This window comes from Micromonospora noduli, from assembly GCF_003264475.1.
Classification (GTDB): Bacteria; Actinomycetota; Actinomycetes; order Mycobacteriales; family Micromonosporaceae; genus Micromonospora; species Micromonospora noduli.
Genome location: NZ_PYAC01000002.1, coordinates 109,400 through 134,149, shown reverse-complemented (window position 1 = coordinate 134,149; position 24,750 = coordinate 109,400). Strand labels below are relative to the sequence as shown.

The following is a 24,750-nucleotide window of genomic DNA, read 5'->3' as shown; positions in this document are numbered from 1 at the left end:
CGTCGCCGTCGGGTCGTTGCTCAGTGCGTGCCGTCCGAGTTGTTGGACGACGCCCCGCCACCGACGGACGCCTGCGCGCCGTCAGCCTCGGCCTGCGCCTTGAGCTTGTCCTTCTCCGCGGGGGTGAGCACGGGCGGCTCGGTGGACGGCTGGCGCTTGCCGAAGCCGTTGTACGGCGCCAGCGGTGGGCGCTTGACCACCCGGGAGCAGATCCGCGCCATGTCGGCCGTGGAGAGGGTCTCCTTCTCCATCAGCTCGAGCACGATGTTGTCCAGGACGTCCCGGTATTCCACCAGGATCTCCCAGGCCTCGTCGTGCGCCAGCTCGACCAGTGCCCGCATCTCGCCGTCGATCTCGGCGGCGACCGAGTCCGAGTAGTCCCGCTCGTGGCCCATGTTGCGGCCGAGGAACGGCTCGTCCCCGCTGGTGCCGTACTTGATCGCGCCGAGCTTGGAGCTCATGCCGTACTGGGTGATCATCGCGCGGGCCAGTTGAGTGGCCTTCTCGATGTCGTTGCCGGCGCCGGTGGTCGGCTCGTGGAAGACCAGTTCCTCGGCGGCGCGACCGCCCAGCGCGTACGCCAGGGTGTCGATCATCTCGGCGCGGGTCTGGGTGTACTTGTCTTCGGTCGGGAGCACCAGGGTGTGGCCCAGCGAGCGGCCACGGGACAGGATCGTCACCTTGTGCACCGGCGCGGCGTGCGGCAGCGCCCAGGCGACCAGCGCGTGCCCACCCTCGTGGTACGCGGTGATCTTCTTTTCGTTGTCGCTCATCACGCGGGTCCGTCGCTGCGGACCGGCGACCACCCGGTCGATCGACTCTTCCAGCGAGTCGTTGGAGATCGCCCGCTGCTCCTTACGAGCGGTGAGCAGGGCCGACTCGTTGATCACGTTGGCCAGGTCGGCGCCGCTGAAGCCCGGCGTACGACGGGCCACCGCGTCGAGGTCGACGTCCGGCGTGAACGGCTTGCCCTTGGCGTGCACCCGCAGGATGGCCTTACGGCCCTCCATGTCGGGGGCGTCCACCGGGATCTGCCGGTCGAACCGGCCCGGGCGCAGCAGCGCCGGGTCGAGGATGTCCGGCCGGTTGGTGGCCGCGATCAGGATGACCCCGCCCTTGGTGTCGAAGCCGTCCATCTCGACGAGCAGCTGGTTGAGCGTCTGCTCCCGCTCGTCGTGGCCGCCGCCCATGCCGGCGCCACGGTGCCGGCCGACGGCGTCGATCTCGTCGACGAAGACGATCGCCGGGGCGTTCGTCTTGGCCTGCTCGAACAGGTCACGGACCCGGCTGGCGCCGACGCCGACGAACATCTCCACGAAGTCGGAGCCGGAGATGGAGTAGAAGGGCACCCCGGCCTCGCCGGCGACCGCGCGGGCCAGCAGCGTCTTGCCGGTGCCGGGCGGGCCGAACAACAGCACGCCCTTCGGGATCTTGGCACCCAGGGCCTGGTACTTGGCCGGGTTCTGCAGGAAGTCCTTGATCTCGTACAGCTCTTCGACCGCCTCCTCGGCACCCGCGACGTCCGCGAAGGTCGTCTTCGGAGTGTCCTTGGTGATCATCTTGGCCTTGGACTTGCCGAAGTTGAGCACCCGGGAGCCGCCGCCCTGCATCTGCGACATGAAGAACAGCAGCAGGAGCACGAGCAGCGCGATCGGCAGCAGGTTGACCAGCAGGCTCACCCAGATGCTGTCCGAGGAGACCTTGGCGTCGGCCGGGCCGGTGACCCGGTTGTTCGCCTTGGCGTCCAGCACCTCGTTCCAGATCTGGTCGCCAGCCTGGTACGGGAACTGGGCCTCGATCTTGTTGGTCTCGGTCTTGCCGAACTTGGTCTTCTGAGCCAGGTCCAGCTGGAGCGTCTGCTCCTTGTCCTGGAAGACCACCTTGTTGATCTTGGCGGTGTGCAGTTGATCGAGCGCAACGGAAGTGTCCACGCGGTGGTAGCTGGGACCACTGGTGAACAGCTGACTGAGCACAACGGCGCCGAGGATGACCAGGATGATCCAGACCACCGGTCGGCGGAAGAAACGCGTACGTTCCATACTGTTGTCGAGCGCCGGGGCGCCCGCATCCTCCTGATCGACGTCCTGACCGTCTGATGGTGTCGCCGCGTTGAGCGGCGGCCGGAGCCGCCGTGCGGGCCGGCCTCGACCCCGAGGCGCGAAAACTACCGCGCCGCGGTCATTCGACGGTACACCGTGTACGCGAGGAGTGAGCTTGCGAGCCCCGCAGTCGTGCACCATCAAAAGACCGTGTACGCCAGCAGCGAACCTGCGAGCCTTTGCACCCTGCGCGCCTTCGACATCGACGACACGCACCGTGGGCAGGCCCACCAGCCCCGCAGCCAACGTACGGCGAGTCCGGGTGGAAGCCGGCGTGGCGGGGAGTCCGGCTCGGCCACCCGAGCGCCCGGTCACGCGATCGAGAGGGTCGAGCGCGGAGAAACCTCCGGGCCACCGTGCTACACGGTAACCGCATCAGCTGAGAGCGCGCTGAACGTCGGCTTGATGGATGCCGATGCAATTCGGGCTCATGTCGACCGGCGGGCCGTCGCGATGGGTCGGGCCCGGCGTCAGGAGCGGGCGTAGACCTCGGGCTTGAGCACCCCGACGTACGGCAGTTCCCGGTAGCGCTCAGCGAAGTCGAGACCGTACCCGACCACGAACTCGGTGGGGATGTCGAAGCCGACGTACTTCACCGGGACCGGCACCTTCACCGCGTCCGGCTTGCGGAACAGGGCGACCACCTCGACGCTCGCCGCCGAGCGCGACTCGAGGTAGCGCAGCAGCCAGGAGAGCGTGAGCCCGGAGTCGACGATGTCCTCGACGACGACCACGTGCCGACCGGCGATGTCCCGGTCCAGATCCTTGAGGATGCGGACCACCCCGGAGGAGGTGGTGCCCTGGCCGTAGGACGAGATGGCCATGAAGTCGAGCTCCGCCGGCGGGCCGTTGCGGCCCAGCGCCCGGGCGAAGTCCGCCATGAACATCACCGCGCCCTTGAGTACGCACACCAGCAGCAGCCCGTCGCCCACGTGGGCGTAGTCGGCGGAGACCTGCTTGGCCAGCTCCGCCGTCTTCTCGCGGATCTGCGCCTCGGAGATGATCACGTGGTCGATGTCGGCGTCGTACCAGGAGCCGTCAGCCATGACTCCTAGCCTGCCGTACGTCGGATGGCCTCCGTCGGCGGGGCCGCACCTTTTGGCGCGGTCCCGCCGGGGATTTTCTGCGCAAATAACGCTAATCACATCAGTTGGTACGTGACCGCCAGCGGCGGCCATCGTCGCTCGGCTTCCAGTCGGCCGAATCGTGGCTGTCGGCGGTGAGGCCGGCCGCCGAGGCGGCAGCGAGGAGGACGAGGAACAGGAGGATGAACAGGAACTCCATGGCGGCGCTCGCTTTCGCATGATTGCTGTGGGTTTCGCCGCCGGTGCGCACCGGACTGAGACCAGTCTGCGACCTCACGAAGCGACCGGACAGTGGCAGGAATGCCATTGGTCATCGATTTACTGCCACCTGTCGGGTTACCCTCGTCACATGCTGCGGTCCGTTGCCGTCCTCGCCCTCGACCAGGTCGCTCCCTTCGAGCTCGGCGTGCTCGCCGAGGTGTTCGGCACCGACCGGACAGCCGACGGTTTCCCCGCCTACCGCTTCCAGGTGTGCAGCCCGGACGGCGCTCCCGTGCGTACCTCGTCCGGCTTCCATCTCACCCCGCACGCCGACCTCGGCCCGGTCGACGAGGCCGACCTGGTGGCCATCCCCGCGCACAGCCAGGGCACCGCCGTCCCCGGCCCGGTGCTCGACGCGCTCCGCCGGGCCGACGCCCGCGGAGCGCACCTGTTCAGCGTCTGCTCCGGAGCCTTCCTGCTCGGCGAGGCCGGGCTGCTGGACGACCGCGAGTGCACTACCCACTGGCGGTACGTGGACGAGCTGCAACGCCGGCACCCGCGCGCCCGGGTGCGGTGCAACTCGCTCTACGTCCAGGACGGCCGGCTGCTCACCAGCGCCGGCACGGCGGCCGGCATCGACGCGTGCCTGCACCTGATCCGCCAGGAGCACGGCTCGGCCACCGCGACCCGGCTGGCCCGGCGGATGGTGGTCCCGCCGCACCGCGACGGCGGTCAGTCCCAGTACGTCGAGGCGCCCATCCCGAAGGCGCCCGAGGCACCCACCCTCGAACCGGTGCTGGAGTGGCTGATGGGCCACCTGGACCGGACGATCACCGTGGAGGAGCTGGCCGCCCGCGCCGGCATGGCGCCCCGCACGTTCGCCCGCCGGTTCCGCGCCGAGACCGGCACCACCCCGCACGACTGGCTCACCAACCAGCGGGTGCTGCTCGCCCGGCGGCTGCTGGAGGAGACCCCGTTGAGCGTGGAGGCGGTGGCCGACCAGTCCGGCTTCGGCGACGCGGCCGCGTTGCGTCACCACTTCAGTCGCCGGGTCGGTGCCACCCCACACAGCTACCGGACCACATTCCGGGACCGGGCGCACAGCGGCTGAGACCGGCCGCAGGTCAGGCGGGGCGCACCGATGCCAGCCGGCCGTCGCGGCGGAGCACCCGGACACCGCCGGGCAGATCGGCCGGACCCTGACCGTGCCAATCGGTCACCAGGGCCTCCAGGGCGGCGACGTGCCGGTGCGACAGGGCACCGGGCAGCGCGCCCAACTCGCGGGCCCAGGAGTGCAGCACCCGGCTGCGGACGGCGGGAACCAGGCCGAGCAGCGCCGGCACGGACAGCCCTCCGTCGGGGCACCGGGCCGCCGCCAGCGCCGTCCCCGCCAACTCGTCGAGCGCGGCGTTGTCGGCGGCCACCAGCCGGGCGGTCCGCGCCAGGTTGTCCACCACGCCCGGCCCGAGCGCCCGCACCAGCGCCGGCAGCAGGTCGCCCCGCACCCTCGACCGGGCGTACGACGGGTCGCTGTTGTGCGGATCCTGCCATGGGCTCAGCCCGAGAACGGCGCAGGCGGCGCGCGTCTGCTCCCGACCGATCTCGAGCAGCGGACGCAGCAGTGGCACCCCGCCCAGATCGCGTCGGGCGGGCATCCCGGCCAGCCCTCGTGGGCCGGCGCCCCGGGCGAGCGCGAGCAGCACCGTCTCCGCCTGGTCGTCACGGGTGTGCCCGGTGAGCACGGCGACGGCGTTCTGCTGCCGGGCCGCCTCGGTCAGCGCCTGGTAGCGGGCCTCGCGGGCGGCCGCCTCCGGCCCGCCGGGACGCCCGGCCACTTCCACCCGGACCACCGTCGCCGACGCGAAACCGACCCCTCGCCCCCAGGTGGCCACCGATTCGGCGCGCTCCGCGGAGCCGTCCTGCAAGCCGTGGTCGACGGTGACGAGCGTCGCGGCGCGGCCCAGCCGCGGCGCCACGAAGACGGTGGCCTCCGCGAGCGCGAGCGAGTCGGCACCACCGGAGCAGGCGACCAGCACCGGACCGCCGGACGGCAGACCGGTCAGGGCGCGGCGGACCGCCACCCGGATCGCGGCCACCGGCGGAGCGAGCGCGGCCACCGGCGGGTGGTCAGCCAGCGGCCGGGATGGTGCCGGCCGGGCCGTGCACCCGGGCGACCCAGGCGTCCGGGTCACCCAACTCCGACAGTCGAGGCAGGGTCAGCGGCGAGTTGAAGATCGAGTTGAACCCGTCCATGCCGACGCGTTCCACCACTCCGTGCACGAACTTGCGCCCCTCGGCGTACTGGCGCATCTTGACGTCCACCCCGAGCAGCCGGCGGATCGCCTTCTCCAGCGGGTTGCCCGCCTCCCGGCGTCGGTTGAACGACGCCCGGATCCGCTCCACGCTCGGGATCACCTGCGGGCCGACGCCGTCCATCACGAACTCGGCGTGCCCCTCCAGCAGGGTCATCAACGCGGTGAGCCGGTCCAGTACGGCCCGCTGTGCCGGGGTCTGCACGATGTCAAGCACGCTGGTGCGGCTCTCCGGATCACGGACCGCGTCGGACAACGTGGCCACCCCGCGCCGCAACCGCTCGACCAGGTGCTCACTTCCGCTGGACGAGGCGTCGACGAACGCCTGCACCTCACTGAGGAAATAGGCCCGCATCCACGGCACGGCCGTGAACTGGGTGCGATGGGTGACCTCGTGCAGACACACCCAGAGCCGGAAATCCCGAGGGTCCGCGCCGAGCTTGCGCTCCACCTCGACGATGTTCGGTGCGACCAGCAGCAGCTGGCCCGGGTCGGCCGAGAAGACCTCGTACTGGCCGAGCACCCGGCCGGAGAGGTAGGCCAGCACCGTGCCGGCCTGCACCCCGGTGAGCCGGGACCCGATCGCCTCGGTCAACGCGCCCGGTTGCTTGTCGCCGGAGAGCCGACTCACCAGCGGTGTGATCACCTCGCGGAGACCGGCGATGTTGGTCGCGGCCCAGTCGCGGCGATCGACCACCCGGACCGGCGGATGCGACACCTGCGCCCGCAACCCCGTGTAGTCGGCCACGTGCCCGGCCGCCTCGTCGGTCAGCCGACGCAGGTCGCCGACCACGTCGGTGGCTTCCGCGTACGACACGCGGGGGCCAGACTTGCTCAACGCCCCCGCCGTGGCGGCGGCCAGATCCCAGTCCACGAACTGCGCCATGAACCCACCGTACCCGCGCCGCGACACCCCGGCCCGGGCTCGCGCCCTCGATCGACGCCGATGGCGACCGCGTCGCCCCCCGAACCGCCGACTGTCAGCCGCAGCCGCATCCGGCCAACGCCGCGGCGATCCGGTCCAGTGCCGGCTGGGCGGTGTCCCGGTCTCCCGGCACCTTGTCGGTGAGCACCGCGAAGGTCAACAGCCGACCATCGGCGGTGGTGACCAGGCCCGCGACGGAGTGCACACCGGTCAGGGTGCCGGTCTTGGCCCGGACGCTGCCCGCGCCCGCGGCGGTGCCCGCGGCGGTGCGGTAGCGCTCGTTGAGGGTTCCGGACCAGCCGCCCACCGGCAGACCGCCGAAGACACCGGCCAGCTCCGGATGGTCCGGACTGGCAGCCAGGCGGATCAGATCGGTCAGCAGCGACGGGCTGATCCGGTTGAGTCGGGACAGGCCGCTGCCGTCGGAGACGCTGATCTCGTCGGCGGGCAGGCCCAGCTCCGCCACCTCGGCGTCCATGGCGGCGGCGCCGCCGTCGAACGAGGCGGGCTGACCGCGGGCCAACGCGACCTGCCGGGCGAGCGCCTCGGCCACCAAATTGTCGCTCTCGCTGATCATGACGTCGACCAGCCGGATCAGTGGCGGAGACTGCACCACGCCCAGTTCGGTACCCGGTGCCGGGCTGGCACCGGCCGCCGCCTGAGGCGGGGCCGTGCCCCGCTTCACGGAGTCGGTCGGCACCCCGAGCAACCGGGCGAACGCCTTGCCGGCGGCCAGGTCCGGCTCGGTGAACCGCTGGGCGGACCCGTGCTCGGCGCCCGGGTCGGTACGCGCGCCGTCGGTCATCAACGCGGTCACCGCGCCGCCCGAACCGCCGGTGGGGATGTCGTCGTCCCAGCCAGGGCCGTAGACCGGGCCGGAGTAGACCGAACCGTCGACGGTGACACTGGTCGGGGGCGTGCCGCCGAGCGCGGTACGCACCTGGGCGGCCAGGTCGTCGAGGCGCGCCGCACCCGGGTAGTAGCCCTTCTTGTTGATCGCGAGGGTCGGGTCGCCGCCCCCGACGATCACCACCTCGCCAGCCTTCGCGCCGGCCACGGCACGAGTGGGAATCCGGTAGCCGGGCCCCCGGGCCGCCAGCACGGTCACCGCGGTCGCCAGCTTTGTCACCGAGGCGGGCACGGTGCCGTCGTCCGCCCCCTTGGCGAACAGCGTCTGACCGGTGATCACGTCGGCGACCGAGACGTTCACCCGGTCGCCCAGGGTGGCGACGCCGACCAGTGGGTCGAGCGCGGCCCGAACCCCGTCCGGGGTGGGCACCGGGGCGTTCGAGTCCGGGCCGCCCAGCACGTCCGACGGGGCGGGTTCCGGAGTCACGCCGACCGCGTTCGGCCCGGACCCGGCGTCGTCGCCCAGCCACCCGGCGACCGGGCCGGGACGGGTGATCACGACTCCGACACCGGCGAGCACCAGCAGGAGCACGGCGGCCAGCACCACCGGCAGGCGCCTCCGGCGGCGCGGCGCGGCGGGCGCGGGCGCGGGCGCGGCGTCGGCGGGTGCCGGCAACGCGGAGATCGGCGGGCCCACCGGGGGAACCCCTCCGGGGCCGGTCGGCCCGGGACCGAACGACGGGCTGACCGGCGCAGGGCTCACCGGGACCGTGGCACTGCCGCGTGGCGGGCCGCTCACCGGTTGCTCACCGCCGGCTACCGGGAAGTGACCCGCGTTCGGAGCGGGCGACGTCGGCCCGGCCGGCGGGCGCCAGGGCAGCGGCGGGGGCCGCTCGGGCACCGTCTCCGGTGCCGGGGTCGGTGCTTCGGGAGCACGTGGGAGGTGCGCCTCCGGCACCGGGACCCGCCCCTTGGCACTGCCGGAGCCGGATCGTCCGGTACCGTGCGCGGAGCCCCCGTCCGGGCGGTAGTGTGAATCTTCCCTCCCCACGACCCCCTCCTCCCCCAGCGAAAATCGGCTTGGGTGACACTACTTCGGTCCGAAGACTATGCGGCGGCCGGAGTCGGCGGGTGGGCATTCACCTGTCCGGAGGGCCGCCATTGGTTCCGTTAGCCAGCGTGGGCAGACGAGGGAGCGTGCAGATGGATTTCGACGTGACGGTTGAGATCCCCAAAGGTCACCGGAACAAGTACGAGGTGGACCACAAGACCGGCCGGATCCGGTTGGACCGCACCCTCTTCACCTCCACCCAGTACCCGGCCGACTACGGGTTCATCGAGGGCACGCTGGGTGAGGACGGCGACCCGCTGGACGCCCTCGTGCTGGTCCCCGAGCCGACCTTCCCGGGTTGTCTGATCCGCTGCCGCACCATCGGCATGTTCCGGATGACCGACGAGAAGGGTGGGGACGACAAGGTCCTCTGCGTGCCCTACGAGGACCCCCGCCAGGAGCACCTGCGCGACATCCACCACCTGGGCGAGTTCGACCGCCTGGAGATCCAGCACTTCTTCGAGGTCTACAAGGACCTGGAGCCCGGCAAGTCGGTGGAGGGCGCGACCTGGGTCGGCCGCACCGAGGCCGAGGCCGAGATCCACGCCTCCTACCAGCGGGCCCGCGACGCCGAGGCGCGCGGCGAATCCATGCACTGATCGACCCTGACGCACCGGGCCCGGGGGCCGCTCAACCGAGCAGCCCTCGGGCCCGGTCGTACAGGTCGAGCACAGCGCAGGCGATCGGCACCACGGCGACCACCAGGGCCGTGTCCGTGAGGTCCGCGATCCTTCCGAGGTACGGCGAGACCGGCCGGCGGGCGTACCCGGTGCCGCTGGCGACCGCCACCAGGGCCAGCGCCGCCCCGCCCAGGACCAGCACCAACCGCCCGGTCTCGTCGGTCCGACCGACCAGCACGGCACCCAGCGCCGCGTAGCCGGCCAGCCCGGCGAGCACCGTCGGCACCCGGTGTCGCAGCGCCACGAACAGTCGCGACCGCAGCAGCAGCACGGCCGAGGTGACCGCCACCAGCACCCGACCGGGCGTGCCACCGGCGACCACGAGTACGACCGAGGTGGCCACCACCAGCAGCGCGTGGCCGATCAGCATCCCGGTGAGCATCTCCTCGGTGCGGATCACCGCGGCGTGCACCCGGCCCCGGTCCGGCAGGTCCCGCACCCGCTCCGGCTCCTCCGCGGGGGTGGCGGCCGGCAGGGTTATCGGCGGCAGGGGCAGCTTGCCCAGCCGGATGGCCAGCAGTGGTATCACGCCGACGGCGAAGACCAGTGCGCTGAGCAGCACCGCCGCCGTACCGGCCGTTGTCATCAGCAGCCCACCGAGCGCGGCCCCCGGGCCGATCAGGCCGACAGTGACACCGGCCACGAAGACCCGCAGCCGACTGGCCACCCCGAGGAGACCGATCAACGCCGCCAGCAGCAGCGCGACCGAGCCGGCCAGCAGTTCGGGAGCGCCCACCCAGCGGGCTGGCCCGAACGGTCCGACCGGGTCGCCGGAGCCGACGGCCAGGGCACCGGCAGTGAACGCGTAGGGCAGCGCGTAGCCGCCGAGCGTCGCCCCGGCGACGCCGTCGCCGTTGGCGCGGGAGGCGACAGTGCCGGCCACGGTGAGCAGCAGCGCCACCGCGACGGCCACCAGCCAGCCGGCCCGGTGCGTCGGGCCACCGGCGAGCAGCGCGAGCAGCCCGACCGCGAGTGGCACTGCGGCACCGGCCAGACCGGCTGCCCGGGTGGCGGTGGGCGACCAGGCACCGCCCCGGCGGCGAGCACCGTCGGCGATCGCCTCGATGACGTCGTCGTACTCCAACTCGGGCCAGTGCGCGCGGGCCGGCACGAGGTGCAGCACCTCACCGTCGCGCACCCCCTGCGGCAGCAGCGCCTGTGCGGTCACCAGCAGCGCCCCGTCGGTGCGGCGGAGCACCCAACCGCCGTGCTGCTCGCCGTCGTCGGCCAGCCCGACACCGGCGTGCCGGAGCACGTCGGGCAGCAGCTCAGCCAGGGGCACCTGCTCCGGCAGGGCGACGTCCACCCGTCGTTGCGGCGCGCTGATGGTGACGCGTGCCAGCCCGGTAGTCATCGACTGGTCTCCATATCGACTGGGATCGGAGGCTGCGCGGACGACAGGACTTTACCTACCATGAGCCAGGCTCGGGTTACCCAGCGCTGTCAGGAGGCCGAGTGTCCACCGTCGTCATCAAGCGCCCACCGCGCCGACCAGCGCCGGAGATTCCCACCGGTGAGCTGTCGGTCGACGCACCGCCGGAGATCCCCGTGGTGACCGGCGGGCGGTGGCAGCAGCTGCTCATGCTGCTGCCCATGCTCGGCGGCACCGTCGCGATGGCGATGATGTTCGGCCGGGGCGGCGGGGCCTACTCGTACGTGGTGGGCGGCATGTTCGGGCTCTCCTCGTTGGCGATGCTTGTGACGTCCTGGGGCAGCGCCTCCGGCACTCCGAAGAAGTCCGAGATGATGGCCGCCCGCAGGGAGTACCTGCGCCACCTGGCCACGCTGCGGCGGCGGGTCCGGCGGACCGCGGGCCAGCAACGGGCCGGGCTCTACTACCGGCACCCGGATCCGGGCCGGCTCTGGTCGACGGTGGACAGCCACCGGGTCTGGGAGCGGCGCCCCGCCGACCCCGATTTCGCTGTGGTGCGGGTCGCCGTCGGGCCGCAGACACTGGCCACCCCACTGGTCCCACCGGTCACCCGGCCGCTGGAGGAGCTCGAGCCGATGACCGCCGGCGCGCTACGCCGCTTCCTGGACGCGTACTCAGTGGTGCCGGACCTGCCGGTGGCCCTGTCGCTGCGCAGCTTCGCCCGGGTGCACGTACGACCCGCCGGCCGCGGCCGGACGACCACCCCGACCACCGGCGGGCCACCCACCGGCGACCCGGCGGCACAGGCGCTGGTCCGGGCCGTGCTGACCCAGCTGGCGGTCTTCCACGCCCCCGACGAGCTGCTCGTCGCGGTGTGCGCCGGGCCGGAGCGCCGCGCCTGCTGGGAGTGGGTGAAGTGGCTCCCGCACGCCCACCATCCCGGCCGCACCGACGCGCTCGGCCCGGTACGCCTGGTCACCAGCTCGGCCGCCGAGCTGGAGTCGCTGCTGGCCGACGTGCTGTCCACCCGGTCCCGGTTCAGCCCGGCCGGCCCCGCCACCGACGGCCCACACGTGGTGGTGGTCCTCGACGGCGGCGACCTGACCGGTGCCAGTGACCTGACCGGCGACGGCGGCATCGACGCGGTCACCGTGCTGGACCTGGACACCCCGCCGCCCCGACTGCTGGACCGGTACGCGCTGCTGCTGGAGTTGCACGGCCGGCGGCTGCACTCGCTGTCGACCGACGGGCACGCCGAGGTGGGCACCGCCGACCAGTTGGACCTGGCCGACGCCGAGGCGGTCGCCAGACGGTTGGCGCCGCTGCGGCTCGCCGGCGCGGCCCGCGGGCCGGACGCCCCGCTCCAGGCCGACCTGGGCCTCCCCGAGCTGCTCGGCCTCGGTGATCCGGAGAGCTTCACGGCGGAACAGGGCTGGTTGCCGCGCTCGGCACGGGACCGGTTGCGGGTGCCGATCGGGGTGGGCGCGGACGGCGGCGCCATCGAGCTGGACCTCAAGGAGTCCGCCCAGGACGGCATGGGTCCGCACGGCCTGCTCATCGGGGCGACCGGCTCCGGCAAGTCCGAGCTGCTCCGCACGCTGGTGCTGGGGCTCGCCGCCACGCACAGCTCCGAGCAGCTCAACTTCGTGCTCGTCGACTTCAAGGGTGGCGCCACCTTCACCTCGTTCGACCGGCTGCCGCACACCGCGGCCGTGATCACCAACCTGGCCGACGCGTTGCCCCTGGTCGATCGCATGGTGGACGCGATCAACGGGGAGTTGGTACGCCGCCAGGAGTTGCTGCGGCGGGCCGGGAACTTCGCCAGCGTGCGCGACTACGAGCGGGCCAGGGCGGCCGGCAGTCCCCTCGCCCCGCTGCCGTCGTTGCTGCTGATCTGCGACGAATTCTCGGAGCTGCTCTCCGCCAAGCCCGACTTCATCGACCTGTTCGTGCAGATCGGCCGGCTGGGCCGGTCGCTCGGCGTGCACCTGCTGCTCGCCAGCCAGCGCCTGGAGGAGGGTCGGCTCCGCGGGTTGGACACCCACCTCTCGTACCGGATCGGGTTGCGCACCTTCTCGGCGCTGGAGTCCCGGACGGTGCTCGGCGTGGCGGACGCGCACGAGCTGCCCCGCTCACCGGGCCACGGCTACCTGCGTGCCGGCACCGACCCGCTGGCCCGCTTCAAGGCCGCGTACGTATCCGGTGCCGTACACCGTCGGGCCGCGCCGGGCGGTGTCGCCGCCGAGGGGGGCGCGCGGCTGCTCACCTTCACCACCCATGTCGTACCGGTGCCTGAGCCGTCGGCCCCGGTCGTGCCCGTCGTGGCGGAGGAGGAGGGCAGCAGGACGCTGCTCGACCTGCTGGTGGACCGGCTCGTCGGGCAGGGCCCGCCGGCGCACCAGGTCTGGCTCCCGCCGCTCGGCCAGCCGCCGGCCCTGGACGAGCTGCTCGGTCCGGTCGAGGTGCACCCGAAACGCGGGCTGACAGTGGGCAACCCGGAGCTGCACGGGGCACTCGGCGTGCCGATGGCGGTGGTGGACAAACCACTGGAGCAGCGCCGGGACCTGCTCTGGCTGGCGCTGGACGGCGCTGCCGGGCACGTCGCGGTGGTCGGTGCGCCGCAGAGCGGCAAGTCCACCGCCCTTCGCACGCTGATCTGCGCGCTGGCGCTCACCCACACACCGGCCGAGGTGCAGGTCTACTGCCTCGACTTCGGCGGCGGTGGGTTGGCCGCGCTGCGCGACCTTCCGCACGTCGGCGGGGTGACCGGCCGCGCCGACCCGACCGCCGTACGACGTACCGTCGGCGAGATGACCACCCTGCTGGTCGACCGGGAACGCCGCTTCGCCGAGCTGGGCGTGGAGTCGATGGCCGCGTACCGGCAGCGTCGAGCGGCAGCGGGGACGGTGGGCCAGCCGGGCACCGACCCGTACGGCGACGTGTTCCTGGTGATCGACGGGTGGACCACCATCCGCGGCGAGTACGACGACCTGGAGCCACTCGTCACCGACCTGGCCACCCGGGGTCTGTCGTACGGGCTGCACGTGGTCGCCACCGGGCTGCGCTGGCTGGATTTCCGCCCGGCGATCCGGGACCTGTTCGGCTCCCGGCTGGAGCTGCGCCTCGGTGACCCGGCCGACTCGTTGGTGGCCCGGCGTGCGGCCGCCAACGTGCCGGAGCGCTCCGGCCGAGGGGTGACAGCGGAGGGCCTGCACTTCCTCACCGCGCTTCCCCAGCTCGGTACCGCCGGCGGAGACACCGCCGACCTGGTCAAGAGGGCCGCCGACGGGTGGGTGGGTGCTCCGGCGCCCCGGGTGCGGCTGCTCCCGCCGGTGCTGCCGTACGCCGATCTGGACCTCACCTCGACGACCGGGCTGCGGCTGCCGATCGGGATCGCGGAGGCGGACCTGCGCCCGGTGTTGCTCGACTTCGCCACCGAGCCGCACTTCGTGGTCTTCGGGGACTCGGAGTGCGGCAAGTCGTCGTTCCTGCGCGCGCTGGCCACGTCGATCATCACCCGGTTCACTCCTGAGCAGGCCCGGGTGATCCTCGTCGACTACCGACGCAGCCTGCTCGGTGCCATCGAGACGCCACACCTGATCGGGTACGGCACCGCGGCGGCGCACACCGCCGACCTGGTCGAGTCGGCCGCCGGTTACCTGGAGCGGCGGGCTCCCGGACCGGAGGTCACCCCGCAGCAGTTGCGGGACCGGTCCTGGTGGTCCGGGCCGGAGCTGTTCGTGCTGGTGGACGACTACGACCTGGTGGCGGCGGGGCCGGCGAACCCGTTGCGCGCACTGGAGGAGCACCTGCCGCACGCCCGGGACATCGGGCTGCACCTGGTGCTGGCCCGCCGGTCCGGTGGGGCGAGCCGGGCCCAGTACGAGCCGATCGTGCAGCGCCTGCGGGAGCTGTCCACGGCCGGCCTGGTGATGGCGGGCAGCCCCGAGGAGGGCGCACTCGTCGGGCCGGTGCGACCCGGACCGCTGCCGCCGGGGCGTGGTCGGCTGGTCACCCGGCGGGAGGGTGTACGCCTCGTTCAGTTGGCACAACTGCCTCCGCAATGACCTGACTCGCCGGTTCTTCCCGTGACGGGTGGGGAAACCGGTAATCTCCGATCGTCGTGGTTCCGTCGGGATGGATGGCTGAGGATGTGACTGGGGTGCGGTACAGCGGTCCGTCAGCGGCCCGACGAGCGACCGGCCGGGCACTGCTCGGCGTGGCCGCGGCGCTTGCCGTCGTGGCCCCGACCGCGGCAGCCGTGCCGGTCGCCGCGCCCACGAACGGTGGACAGCTCGCCGGCGCGCCGATGGCGTTCGCCCCCGGTGACGCCGTCGCCCGCACCGATCAGGTCCGCGACGAGCAGTGGCAGCTCGACGAGTTGCAGGCCGAGACGGCGTGGCGCAGCTCGACCGGCCGGGGCGTGACAGTGGCGGTGGTCGACTCCGGAGTGGACGGCAACCACCCCGACCTGGTCGGCCAGGTGCTGCCCGGCAAGGACCTGGTTGGCCCGGGTGGTGCGCCGGGCCCGGATCCGGTGGGTCACGGCACCACGGTCGCCGGCCTGATCGCCGGGCGCAACGACGACAAGCGGGGTGTGGTCGGCCTGGCACCGGACGCCCGGATCCTGCCGGTCCGTGTGCTGGACGAGGAGAACCGTTACGACGACGCGCTGATCGTCGCCCAGGGGGTCCGCTGGGCGGTCGACAACGGCGCCCGCGTGATCAACCTGTCGCTGGGCGGCAGCGGCGACAGCCCGGCCCTGGCCGCCGCCCTGGACTACGCGTTCGTGCGGGACGTGGTCGTGGTCGCCTGCACCGGCAACCTGGCCACCTCCACCAGCACAAAGGTCTGGTACCCGGCTCGTGAGCCGGGTGTGATCGCCGTGTCCGGTCTGGAACGCAGCAGCGACAACCTGTGGTCCGGCTCGATCACCGGCCGGGCGACGGTGCTCACCGCTCCCGCCAGCGGGCTGGTCGGCGCCAAGCCGCCCGGCGGGTACTGGCGGGTGCAGGGCACCAGCTTCGCCGCGCCACTGGTGGCGGCGACCGCCGCGCTGGTCCGCTCCCGCTATCCGCAGATGCCCGCGGGTGAGGTGGTCAACCGGTTGTTGGCCACCGCCCGGGACGTGGGCCCGACCGGTCGGGACGACCGCTTCGGGTACGGGGTGGTCGACCCGGTGGCTGCGTTGACCGCTCAGGTGCCGCCGGTGACCGCCAACCCGCTGGACGACCAGACGTCGCCGGGCGTGACCGGTTTCGGTCCGGCGCCCGGCTCGGCCGACGACGATCCGGTGGCCGGTGCCGGTAGCGATCCACTCGGTCTCGCCGCATCCGGTCAGCAGAGCCGCTGGACGGCTCGGGCGGCGGGCGGTCAGGACACCTCCGCGCCCGAGCAGCTGTGGACCACTGTCGTGCTCCTCGTCGCTCTGGTCGGCGGTGCGGCACTGATGGTGCGCCGACTGCGTCAGCGGACCCGTTGATCGAGACCGACCGGCAGGCCTGACCGGCTGCACGGCCGGGTAGAACGGACCCATGAGTACGCACCGGCCGCCCACCCTCGCCCCCACCGGCCAGCCGTCCTGGCGGCACCGCCGATTCGATCCCGACCATGCGTTGGGTCTGCGGCTCACTCTCGCCGCGACGGCGGCGTTCCTGGTGCTGGTGCCGTTCGCGCTGCTCACACTGCTGGTGCTCGGCGCCTGGGCACCGCTGCACCGGCTGGACACGGCGGTCACCGACGCGCTGCACGGCTACGCCCAGGATCACCCGGCCTGGGTCGTGCTGATGCGGGTCTGGACCGAGGTGTTCGCACCGATGCCACTGCGCGCCGTCGCCCTGCTCCTGGTGGTCTGGCTGCTGCGCCGGGGAGCCCGCCGGCTGGCCCTCTGGGCGGCCACCACCATGGTCGTCGGCGGGTTGATCGGTCCGCTGCTCAAGTTGCTGGTCGGCCGGGACCGGCCGGAGTTGCTGGCCCCGGTGGCCCGGGCCGCCGGCTACTCGTTCCCCTCCGGGCACGCGTTGAACGCCACCCTGGCCGCCGGGGTGCTGCTGCTGGTGCTCCTGCCGTACGCCCGACGGGGGGCGGCGCGGGCCGCGCTCTGGGTGGCGGCGGTCCTGCTCACAGTGGTGACCGGGCTGAGCAGGGTGGCGCTGGGCGTGCACTTCACCAGCGACGTGGTGGGTGGATGGTTGCTCGGTGTGGCTGTGGTCGCGGCTACCACGGCCGCGTTCACCAGTTGGCGGGCACACACCGGTCTTCGGCCGGTCCGGCCGACCCGCGACGGCGTCGCTCCCGAGGTCGAGCGGCAGCCGGGAGCGGCCTGAGGAGTGAGGACGAGGTCGGCCGGGTACTGGCCGACCCATGTCCGAGACCGTGGTCCAGATCGTCCGGCGGGTACTGCTGCCGGTGTCCCTCCTGCTCGGGCTCATGGTGCTGCTCGGGGTGCTGGTCACCCGGGTGTTCGCCAGGACCTGGCCGTTCACCGTGGAGGACGCGGTGAACCGGGAACTGGCCGCCGACCGCACCGGCGACTGGAACAACGTCTCGCTGGTGTTCAGCACGCTGGCCAGCACCCAGATGATCGTCGTGGTCACCGTGCTGGTGGCGTTGGCGCTGCGGCTCTGGCTGAAGCGCTGGCGCGAGCCGCTGTTCCTGTGCGCGGCGGTGACCGCCCAGGCACTGGTGTTCCTGCTGACCACGCTGGCGATCGACCGTCAGCGGCCGGCGGTGGAGCACATGGACGTCTCGCCACCCACGTCGAGCTTTCCGTCCGGGCACACCTCGGCGGCGGTGGCGCTCTACGTCGGCATCGCCGTGCTGCTGGCGCTGCGGGCACGGAGCACCGGCGCGAAGGTCGCCTGGTGGACGCTGCTGCTGATGGTGCCGCTGGGCGTGGCGATGACCCGGATGTACCGGGGAATGCACCACCCGAGCGACGTGGTGGCGTCCTTCCTCAACGGCGGCACGCGCGTCGCGATCATGGCCCGTGCCGTGCTGGACCGGGGGCTGCGGTGGGGCCGGGCGAAGCTACCGACCGTCGGGCGCCGCACCCTGCCGGCTCGGAGCTGAGCTGGCCCCGCGGCCACGCTCAGGTGCACTCGCCGGTGGCGACCTGCCGGTTGCGTTCGGCACCGGCCAACGCCACCGGGCGGGCCTCGGCCGCCGTGACGGCGAAGCCGGTGTTCGGGTCGTCGGACGCCGCCGCGAAGATCACGCCGAGCACCAGGCCGTTGGCGGAGAGCAGCGGACCGCCCGAGTTGCCGCTGCGCACCAGCGCCCGGATCGTGTAGATCTCCCGGGTCACCTCGCTGGACGAGTAGATGTCCGGGCCCTTGATCCGGTCGACGTCCCGGACCCGCGCCGACTGCGCGTTGTACGGGCCGTCGAGCGGGAAGCCGAGCACGATGGCGTCGGAGCCGCTGCCCGCGTTGCCGGCGGCGAACCGCAGGGACGGCCCGGGCAGCCCGGGCACGAGCAGCACCGCCAGATCCCGGTTCGGGTCGTAGACCACCACCTTGCCGTCGTACCGCTCGCCGCCCAGCTCCACGGCCACCGAGCGGGTGCCGGCCACGACGTGCGCGTTGGTCATCACCCGGTCGTCCGCGTACACGAAGCCGGAACCCTCGATCCGGCGTGAGCAGCTGGGCGCGGAACCGAGCACCTTCACGACCGACTGCTGACCGCTGACCACCACCTGCGAGCCGGCCAGTGCCGGGTCCGGCGGGTCGACCTGCCGGGCCCGGGTGGGCGCGAGGTCACCGAAGACGTCCGGGAACCCGTCGGTGTCGACGGTGTCCTCCAACGCCGTGGACAGCTGCTGGGCCTGCTCCGGCAGGACCTGGTTGACCACCGTGATCAACGCGCTGTTGCGGACTGAGGCGGCGAGCCAGGGCACCGAGGACGAGCCGAGCGGCACCGCGACCAGCCAGGCGAGCAGGAGCACCGCGAACAGCGAGACGAGCGCCCCACCGACGTCGTCGGCCCGTTTACCCACGTCGCTGGTGATCGTCTTGCGCAGGTGCGAGCCGAGCCAACCGGCGAGGGCCTGCCCGACCACCGCCAGCCCGAAGATGGCCACCAGCGAGATCAGTACACGGGTGCCGGCGTCCACGAACTGTCTGGCAAACAGCGGCCCGAGCTGGAGACCCAGCAGCAGACCCAGGAAGAAGCCGGACAACGACGTGACGCCGATGACGAAACCCTGGCGGTATCCGCTGATCGCGAACACGAGCATGAGCAGCAGCAGGACGAGATCCACGACGGACACGGGTCAAGCGTACGGGCAGTGTGCCCACCGGATGACCATCGCTTGCGGATGGTGACCGTGCGGTCAGCGCAGGGCGTTCTCGTCGGCGTCGTCGGTGCCGGCGGACGGGGCCGGTGTCGCCCCGGTCGGCGGAAGCTCCACCACCCGCCCGCGCGACCAGGGACGGGCCCAGCCGCCCATCTCGAGCAGGGTTGCGAGCACCCCGGCGGTGAAGCCCCAGACGAGCATCCCGCGCGCCGAGAACGCCGGCCCGATCCAGCCGCTCGGGTGCCGGACCCGCAGTCGGTTGGCCGGATCGACCAGCTCGCTGACTGGCAGGCGGGCGACGTGTGCCACCTCGGCCGGCTCCCGTGGGTGCACCGGGTGCGGGTCGTGCCACCAGGCCAGCACCGGCGTGACCACGAAGTCGCTGACCGGGATCCACAGTTTCGGCAGCTCGGCCAGCACTGTCACGCTGGCCGGGTCGAGGCCCACCTCCTCGTTCGCCTCGCGCAGGGCGGTGGCGCGGACGTCGGCGTCCTCCGGGTCGGCCGCACCCCCGGGAAAGGCGGGCTGGCCGGCGTGGTTGCGCAGGGTGGCGGCGCGTTGCAGGACCAGCACGTCGGGACCCGCGCCGGGCTGCTCGCCGAGCAGCACCAGCACGGCGCTCTCCCGACCGCCCTCAGCCGGCGTGGTCAGCCGGGTGAAGTCCTCGGCGCGGGCGGTGCCCAGCCGGGTCAGCAACGGCTCGATCCACTCGGGGGGCCGACGGGTCACGCCGGCACCGCCAGGCCGAGGTGCTGGCGGACCAGCTTGGCGAGCTTGGTGTCGTCGAGAGCACCGCTGGCGTCGATGTGCCGGACCTGACCGTCGGCGTCGACGAAGAGGGTCAGCGGAATGGCGTTGCGCTTCAGCTCGCGCTGTAGCGCCTCGCCCTGGTCCACCAGGATCGGGAACCGGACGCCGAAGTCCTCACCGATGGACTGGGCGCCGCCCCGGCTGTCCCGACTGTTGACCCCGACCACCTGGAGCTGACCGGCGGCCCGCTCGCTGAGGCGTTGGAAGGCGGGAAGCTCCTTGCGGCACGGCGGGCACCAGGAAGCCCACACGTTGATCACCGCCGGCCCGGCCACCTCCCGCAGCACGACGGGGGCACCGCCGGTGAAGCAGGAGAGCGTCAACTCCGGCAGCGCCGACCCGCCAGCGGCGCGGGCCGTCGGGCCATTGGGGGCCGTCGTGCCGGGCGACGCGGGGGTGTCCGTTGTGGGGGTCGCCGTGCCGGAGCCGGGCGACGTGGTCCTGGGCGCCGTGCTCAGTGTGGCGCAGTCCCGGAACGGCGAAGGTCGTTCAGCGGCGGCCGGCCGGGGGGCTGGCTCGTCGTCGGCCGTGCCGCTGGTGCAGCCGGTGACGGCCAGCAGCAGCGGCAGGACGGCAAGGGCGAGGCGGCGGCGGTTCACGGCACCTCCGCCGTGATCGCCTGCGCCGGCACCAACTCCGGGTCGACCCCGGCAGCTACCGCGAGGTCGCGCGCCCGAGGGCCCTTGAGCAGCTTGGCGGCGGCCGCCGGCTCGGTCGGGCCGGTGCCGTACGAAGGGCAGAGCTTCGCGAGCGTGCAGGCGCCGCAGGCCGGCTTGCGCGCGTGGCAAACCCGTCGCCCGTGGAAGATGATCCGGTGCGAGAGCATGGTCCAGTCGCGCTTGTCGTACAGCGCGCCGACCGCGTGCTCGATCTTGACCGGGTCGGTCTCGGTGGTCAGCCGCCACCGGTGGACCAGCCGCTGGAAGTGCGTGTCGACGGTGATGCCCGGGACGTCGAAGGCGTTGCCCAGGATCACGTTGGCGGTCTTGCGGCCGATGCCGGGGAGCGTCACCAGGTCGACGAGCCGGCCCGGGACCGTGCCGTCGTACCGGTCGAGGAGGGCCTGACCGAGCTTGAGCAGTGAGTCGGTCTTGTTGCGGTAGAAGCCGGTGGGCCGGATCAGCTCCTCCATCTCGCCCCGGTCGGCGCCGGCGTACGCGGCAGCGCTCGGGTAGCGGGCGAAGAGCTTCGGGGTGACCTCGTTGACCTTCTTGTCCGTGCACTGCGCGGACAGGATCGTGGCGACGGCCAACTCCAGAGCGTTGGAGTGGTTCAGCTCACAATGCGCGTCGGGATGCGTCTCGGCCAGCACCCGGCCGATCTTGCGGGCACGGCGTTTGCGCCCGAGATCGGTCTCGCTGGCACCGGGAGGGCTACTGGTCACGACGGTCAGCCTACGTCGCACCCCGGACGCTCCTCGTCGGGTCAGCCGCCGGTCGGCGCCGAGATCTTCCCCTGCCCGTCGAGGCGAGCGCCGCCCTTCGGGAAGTCGGCGCGACTCAACTCGGTGACCAGGCCCAGGCCCCGGTCGTCCGGGTCCATCGTCGGCTTGCCGGCGGAGTTCATGTACGTGGAGGTGAACGAGCCGCCGGCCCAACTGCCGTCCGGCTTGAGCGACACCTTCAGTACGCCGCCCCAGCCGAGGCGGCCGTCGTTGCTCAGCGAGTTGCCGCCGCCGGCAAAGTTGCCCAGGCTGTACGCGATCAGGCGCCCCTGGTAGAACTCCATCCCGCGCAGCACGTGCGGGCCGTGCCCGACGATCAGGTCGGCGCCAGCGTCGATCATGGCGTGCGAGAACTTCACCGGGTCGCCCCGGTTCTCGCCCAGGAACATCTCCGTGCCGGGCTTCACCCGGGTCTTGTCGACGCCCTCGCCACCCATGTGCACCTGCACCACGACCAGGTCGGCCATGGTGGCGGCCTTGGCGACCACCGCCTTCGCCTTGTCGATGTCGACGAGGCTGTTGGACCAGACGTACGACGAGAAGCCGGCGACGGCGACCTTGACGCCCTTGACGTCGACCACGGTGATCTCGTTCGGCGCGCCGGTGTGCTCCAGGTCGTACTTCTTCAGCGCCTTCTGGGTGTTCTCGTAGCCCTTGGGCCCGTAGTCGTAGCCATGGTTGTTGGCCTGGTTGAGCACGTCGAAGCCGGCGTCGCGCAGGTGCGCGGCGTACTCCGGCGGGGCGCGGAACTGGAAGCAGCGGGTGGAGTTCGCCCCGCACTTGCCGGTGCCGGTGTCGACAGTCAACGGCTCCTCAAGGTTGCCCATCACCAGGTCGGCCTTGAGCGCTTCGGTGACCGAGTTGAAGAAGCCCTTACCGCCGGCGGCGGGCAGCCGACTGGGCGCGTTGCCCATGATGATGTCGCCGGTGGCGGAGAGCGAGATCGCGCCACCCTGACCGGACGATGCGGGCCCGGTGGCCTTCGGGCCGGTCGTGGAGACCGGCGCGCCGGTGCCACCACCTCCCGCGCCTGGCTGCCAGACGGGTGCCTCACCACCGGGGTCGGCACAGCCGGCCACGAGGAGGGCGGCCAGCAGCGCGGCGAGGCCGAGGGCGACGCGGCGACGCGGGCGGGACGCGAGAGGGGCGGGAGCGTACATCGCCCGCGACCCTACCGGTCGTTAAACGCGCCGACGACAGCCGATCGGTTGGACTTTGCGCCCCTGAGCTGCTCGGACCACGGCACGACCGGCCGGGAACCCCCGGCGAGCACCGCCGCGTGCACCGCTCGGGCGAGCGGGGCCCCCCAGGTGGAGCGCGGCCCGCCGTACGCGGCCTCCGGCCCGTCCACCGGGCAGAGCACTGTGACCGCGTCGGTGGGCGTACCGGTCCCCGGCATCCCCAGCTCGGTGATCGCCTGGGTCTTCGCCTCGGTCGCGGTGGCCACCGCATTCACCAGTGCCGAATCGGCGAGCCGGGCCGGCACGTACACCACGATGTTGACAGTGCCGACGTGTGGGGCCAGCGCGGCCGGCGTCGGCGCGGCCGCGGGCACCGGCGTGCCGAGCCCGACCGTCGCCCAGGCCCGCACCCCGGCGTCGGTTCGCGCGACCACCTCGGTCACATCGACGCCGGTCAGCAGACCAACACCGGGCCCGTCGAGGGCCAGCTCGGCGGCGATTGAGGCCAGGTGCGCCGCGGGGTCATCCCGGTCGTACGACATCGGTACGGTCGCGTTCAACACCCACCGCCGGACCCCGATGCCACCGCCCAGCGGGGCACTGCTGACGGCCCGTAGGGGCACGTCCGCGCGCCAGACGAGCAGCGGGACGTGGCGCCCGTCCTCGGCGCGGCTGGTCAGAGTCGGCTCGGTCAGCACGTCGGGCAGGTTACGCCCACCGATCAAGATTCCAGGGGCGACCTCTGATTCATGCTCACGTGCGCCTAGACTTGGCGGCGCGCGAGGGGATCAGCGGACGGCGGCCCCGGCCGACGGACGGCACGCGCAACCGGAGGTGCGCAATGGACGAGGTACTGGCCCGCAGCGGGATCTTCCAGGGTGTTGACCCGGAAGCTGCCGAGGCGCTTGCCAAGGAGATGGAGACGATCGAGGTCCGCAAGGGCGAGATCGTCTTCAATGAGGGCGAGCCCGGTGACAGCCTCTACATCCTGCTGTCCGGGAAGATCAAGGTTGGTCGCCGCGCAGCGGACGGCCGGCAGAACCTCATCGCGGTGATGGGGCCGTCGGACATGGTCGGTGAGCTGTCGCTCTTCGACCCGGGTCCGCGTACGGCGACCGCCACCGCGGTGACCGACACCAGGCTGGTGCGGCTGCGTAAGCAGGCGCTGCGGCCGTGGCTCAACAACCGCCCGGAGATCGCCGAGCAGCTGCTCCGGGTGCTCGCCCGGCGGCTGCGCCGGACCAACGACTCGCTCGCCGACCTGATCTTCACGGACGTGCCGGGCCGGGTCGCCAAGAACCTGCTCCAGATGGCGGGCCGCTTCGGCACCCGCGACGGCGGCGTTCTGCGGGTGACCCACGACCTCACCCAGGAGGAGATCGCCCAGCTCGTCGGCGCCTCGCGGGAGACCGTCAACAAGGCGCTCGCCGACTTCGCCTCGCGCGGCTGGCTGCGGTTGGACGGCAAGAGCATCATCATCCTGGACCCGGAGCGCCTGGCCCGTCGCGCCCGCGTCTGAGCAGCACCCGACGTCCCCGCCTGCCGTCACCGACGGTAGGCGGGGACGTTTGCCGTCTGCCTGACGCAGAATCGCTGGCCCGGAGGCGATGCCCGCGGTGAGGGTGGGGCCATGGTGAACCGAGTTGCGGTGCTCTCCGACATCCATGGTGTCCTGCCGGCGCTGGAGGCCGTACTGGCCGAGCCGGACGTCGCCGCCGCCGATCTGATCGTGCTCACCGGCGACATCGCCGCCGGCCCGCAACCGGTCGAGGTGCTGGACGTGCTCGCCGGCCTGGGCGACCGGGTGTGCTGGGTCGGCGGCAATGCCGACCGCGAGCTGGTCGAGGCCCGGGCCGGCCGCCCGGCGTCGATCGAGGTGTCGAACTGGGCCGCCGGGCAGCTGCGCGCCGACCAGGTGGCCCGGCTCGGCGCGCTGCCGGCGACGGCGACGTTGGAGATCGACGGCCTCGGGCCGACGCTGTTCTGCCACGCCACGCCCCGCGATGACGAGGAGGTCGTGCTCGTCGACTCCCGGATGGCGCGCTGGGCGGAGGTGTTCGACGGTCTGTCCGCCGAGATCACCACGGTGGTCTGCGGCCACACGCACATGCCCTTCACCCGGCTGGTCGACCGGCGTCTGGTGGTCAACCCGGGCAGCATCGGCATGCCGTACGGGGGCGCGGGCGCGTGGTGGGCGCTGCTCGGGCCGGGCATCCAGCTGCGCCGCACCGCCTTCGACGTGGACCTGGCCTGCGCCCGCGTGGCGGCGGAGTCGACCTTCCCCGACGCCGCCGCCTGGGCGGACGAGTACCTGCGCTCCCAGCACAGCGACGCCGACGCGCTGACCGCCTTCGGCCCCCGCGACGGCCGTTGAGCCAGCACTGA

Annotated in this window: 21 protein-coding genes; 8 read left to right on the top strand and 13 right to left on the bottom strand. The window is 72.5% G+C overall.

Features of this window, described 5'->3' with window-relative positions; translation table 11 throughout:
* Positions 1-20 precede the first annotated feature (20 nt).
* From ftsH to MED15_RS06160, 3 genes are all read right to left on the bottom strand, one after another.
* A complete protein-coding gene (gene ftsH / locus MED15_RS06170) occupies positions 21-2,039 on the bottom strand; it encodes an ATP-dependent zinc metalloprotease FtsH (protein ID WP_112582850.1) in 2,019 nt (672 codons plus the stop codon).
* Positions 2,040-2,569: 530 nt separating this feature from the next.
* A complete protein-coding gene (gene hpt, locus MED15_RS06165; RefSeq protein WP_112582849.1) occupies positions 2,570-3,145 on the bottom strand; it encodes a hypoxanthine phosphoribosyltransferase in 576 nt (191 codons plus the stop codon).
* Positions 3,146-3,245: 100 nt separating this feature from the next.
* On the bottom strand, positions 3,246-3,491 hold the full coding sequence (locus MED15_RS06160) for a hypothetical protein (RefSeq protein ID WP_112700626.1): 246 nt from the start codon (positions 3,489-3,491) through the stop codon (positions 3,246-3,248).
* A gap of 42 nt (positions 3,492-3,533) precedes the next feature.
* On the opposite strand from MED15_RS06160, the gene MED15_RS06155 reads away from it, so the two are divergent.
* Positions 3,534-4,496: a GlxA family transcriptional regulator gene (locus MED15_RS06155; RefSeq protein ID WP_112582848.1), complete on the top strand. Its 963-nt coding sequence runs from the start codon at positions 3,534-3,536 to the stop codon at positions 4,494-4,496.
* 13 nt (positions 4,497-4,509) lie between these two features.
* Here MED15_RS06155 and tilS read toward each other — a convergent pair whose 3' ends face one another.
* The 3 genes from tilS to dacB all read right to left on the bottom strand — a co-directional run bounded on the left by tilS (position 4,510) and on the right by dacB (position 8,147).
* A complete protein-coding gene (gene tilS / locus MED15_RS06150; protein WP_112601569.1) occupies positions 4,510-5,502 on the bottom strand; it encodes a tRNA lysidine(34) synthetase TilS in 993 nt (330 codons plus the stop codon).
* Between the two features lie 10 nt (positions 5,503-5,512).
* Positions 5,513-6,583, bottom strand: coding sequence for a zinc-dependent metalloprotease (locus MED15_RS06145; protein ID WP_091403614.1), 1,071 nt, complete (start codon positions 6,581-6,583; stop codon positions 5,513-5,515).
* A 94-nt stretch (positions 6,584-6,677) separates the two neighbouring features.
* On the bottom strand, positions 6,678-8,147 hold the full coding sequence (gene dacB, locus MED15_RS06140) for a D-alanyl-D-alanine carboxypeptidase/D-alanyl-D-alanine endopeptidase (protein ID WP_341866338.1): 1,470 nt from the start codon (positions 8,145-8,147) through the stop codon (positions 6,678-6,680).
* A gap of 527 nt (positions 8,148-8,674) precedes the next feature.
* Here dacB and MED15_RS06135 point away from each other — a divergent pair.
* Positions 8,675-9,181 (top strand): inorganic diphosphatase, encoded by a 507-nt coding sequence (locus MED15_RS06135; protein WP_091403280.1) that lies wholly within the window; start codon positions 8,675-8,677, stop codon positions 9,179-9,181.
* 31 nt (positions 9,182-9,212) lie between these two features.
* On the opposite strand, the gene eccD is transcribed toward MED15_RS06135, so the two are convergent.
* Positions 9,213-10,616 (bottom strand): type VII secretion integral membrane protein EccD, encoded by a 1,404-nt coding sequence (gene eccD, locus MED15_RS06130; RefSeq protein WP_112734989.1) that lies wholly within the window; start codon positions 10,614-10,616, stop codon positions 9,213-9,215.
* Between the two features lie 101 nt (positions 10,617-10,717).
* Between eccD and eccCa the strand changes: the two genes are divergently transcribed.
* The 4 genes from eccCa (at position 10,718) to MED15_RS06110 (ending at position 17,705) form a co-directional block, all read left to right on the top strand.
* Complete coding sequence (gene eccCa / locus MED15_RS06125) at positions 10,718-14,701, top strand: type VII secretion protein EccCa (protein WP_112734988.1); 3,984 nt, start codon at positions 10,718-10,720, stop codon at positions 14,699-14,701.
* A 74-nt stretch (positions 14,702-14,775) separates the two neighbouring features.
* Positions 14,776-16,116: a type VII secretion-associated serine protease mycosin gene (mycP, locus tag MED15_RS06120; protein WP_112604874.1), complete on the top strand. Its 1,341-nt coding sequence runs from the start codon at positions 14,776-14,778 to the stop codon at positions 16,114-16,116.
* 52 nt (positions 16,117-16,168) lie between these two features.
* A complete protein-coding gene (locus MED15_RS06115; protein WP_112604871.1) occupies positions 16,169-16,960 on the top strand; it encodes a phosphatase PAP2 family protein in 792 nt (263 codons plus the stop codon).
* A 37-nt stretch (positions 16,961-16,997) separates the two neighbouring features.
* Entirely contained in the window at positions 16,998-17,705 is a 708-nt protein-coding gene (locus tag MED15_RS06110) for a phosphatase PAP2 family protein (protein ID WP_112734987.1), read from the top strand.
* Positions 17,706-17,724: 19 nt separating this feature from the next.
* Here MED15_RS06110 and MED15_RS06105 read toward each other — a convergent pair whose 3' ends face one another.
* From MED15_RS06105 to MED15_RS06080, 6 genes are all read right to left on the bottom strand, one after another.
* The gene (locus MED15_RS06105; protein ID WP_091403296.1) at positions 17,725-18,903 is read right to left on the bottom strand and encodes a MarP family serine protease; all 1,179 of its coding nucleotides are present in this window, start codon (positions 18,901-18,903) and stop codon (positions 17,725-17,727) included.
* 63 nt (positions 18,904-18,966) lie between these two features.
* A complete protein-coding gene (locus MED15_RS06100) occupies positions 18,967-19,659 on the bottom strand; it encodes an NUDIX hydrolase (protein WP_091403299.1) in 693 nt (230 codons plus the stop codon).
* Positions 19,656-20,339 (bottom strand): TlpA family protein disulfide reductase, encoded by a 684-nt coding sequence (locus tag MED15_RS06095; protein ID WP_112604866.1) that lies wholly within the window; start codon positions 20,337-20,339, stop codon positions 19,656-19,658. Before MED15_RS06095 ends, MED15_RS06100 begins: the two co-directional genes overlap by 4 nt.
* Positions 20,336-21,124 carry an endonuclease III gene (gene nth, locus MED15_RS06090; RefSeq protein ID WP_112731218.1) on the bottom strand — a complete coding sequence of 263 codons (789 nt, stop codon included), beginning with the start codon at positions 21,122-21,124 and terminating at the stop codon, positions 20,336-20,338. The genes MED15_RS06095 and nth overlap by 4 nt, the downstream gene beginning before the upstream one ends.
* A gap of 41 nt (positions 21,125-21,165) precedes the next feature.
* Positions 21,166-22,344, bottom strand: a complete 1,179-nt coding sequence (locus tag MED15_RS06085) for a CapA family protein (RefSeq protein WP_112699843.1) — start codon at positions 22,342-22,344, stop codon at positions 21,166-21,168.
* Positions 22,345-22,355: 11 nt separating this feature from the next.
* Positions 22,356-23,063: an adenosylcobinamide amidohydrolase gene (locus MED15_RS06080; RefSeq protein ID WP_112699842.1), complete on the bottom strand. Its 708-nt coding sequence runs from the start codon at positions 23,061-23,063 to the stop codon at positions 22,356-22,358.
* 143 nt (positions 23,064-23,206) lie between these two features.
* On the opposite strand from MED15_RS06080, the gene MED15_RS06075 reads away from it, so the two are divergent.
* The gene (locus tag MED15_RS06075; RefSeq protein WP_007466162.1) at positions 23,207-23,884 is read left to right on the top strand and encodes a Crp/Fnr family transcriptional regulator; all 678 of its coding nucleotides are present in this window, start codon (positions 23,207-23,209) and stop codon (positions 23,882-23,884) included.
* 111 nt (positions 23,885-23,995) lie between these two features.
* Entirely contained in the window at positions 23,996-24,739 is a 744-nt protein-coding gene (locus tag MED15_RS06070) for a metallophosphoesterase family protein (protein ID WP_112734986.1), read from the top strand.
* Positions 24,740-24,750: the final 11 nt, after the last annotated feature.

Bases quoted from the DNA above. Each gene is read 5' to 3' on its own strand.
- MED15_RS06085 (WP_112699843.1), bottom strand. From the start codon at position 22,344: ATGTACGCTCCCGCCCCTCTCGCGTCCCGCCCGCGTCGCCGCGTCGCC.
- MED15_RS06070 (WP_112734986.1), top strand. From the start codon at position 23,996: ATGGTGAACCGAGTTGCGGTGCTCTCCGACATCCATGGTGTCCTGCCG.
- MED15_RS06110 (WP_112734987.1), top strand. From the start codon at position 16,998: ATGTCCGAGACCGTGGTCCAGATCGTCCGGCGGGTACTGCTGCCGGTG.
- mycP (WP_112604874.1), top strand. From the start codon at position 14,776: ATGGCTGAGGATGTGACTGGGGTGCGGTACAGCGGTCCGTCAGCGGCC.
- MED15_RS06155 (WP_112582848.1), top strand. From the start codon at position 3,534: ATGCTGCGGTCCGTTGCCGTCCTCGCCCTCGACCAGGTCGCTCCCTTC.
- ftsH (WP_112582850.1), bottom strand. From the start codon at position 2,039: ATGGAACGTACGCGTTTCTTCCGCCGACCGGTGGTCTGGATCATCCTG.
- eccD (WP_112734989.1), bottom strand. From the start codon at position 10,616: ATGACTACCGGGCTGGCACGCGTCACCATCAGCGCGCCGCAACGACGG.
- MED15_RS06135 (WP_091403280.1), top strand. From the start codon at position 8,675: ATGGATTTCGACGTGACGGTTGAGATCCCCAAAGGTCACCGGAACAAG.
- MED15_RS06145 (WP_091403614.1), bottom strand. From the start codon at position 6,583: ATGGCGCAGTTCGTGGACTGGGATCTGGCCGCCGCCACGGCGGGGGCG.
- MED15_RS06075 (WP_007466162.1), top strand. From the start codon at position 23,207: ATGGACGAGGTACTGGCCCGCAGCGGGATCTTCCAGGGTGTTGACCCG.
- MED15_RS06160 (WP_112700626.1), bottom strand. From the start codon at position 3,491: ATGGCATTCCTGCCACTGTCCGGTCGCTTCGTGAGGTCGCAGACTGGT.
- hpt (WP_112582849.1), bottom strand. From the start codon at position 3,145: ATGGCTGACGGCTCCTGGTACGACGCCGACATCGACCACGTGATCATC.
- MED15_RS06115 (WP_112604871.1), top strand. From the start codon at position 16,169: ATGAGTACGCACCGGCCGCCCACCCTCGCCCCCACCGGCCAGCCGTCC.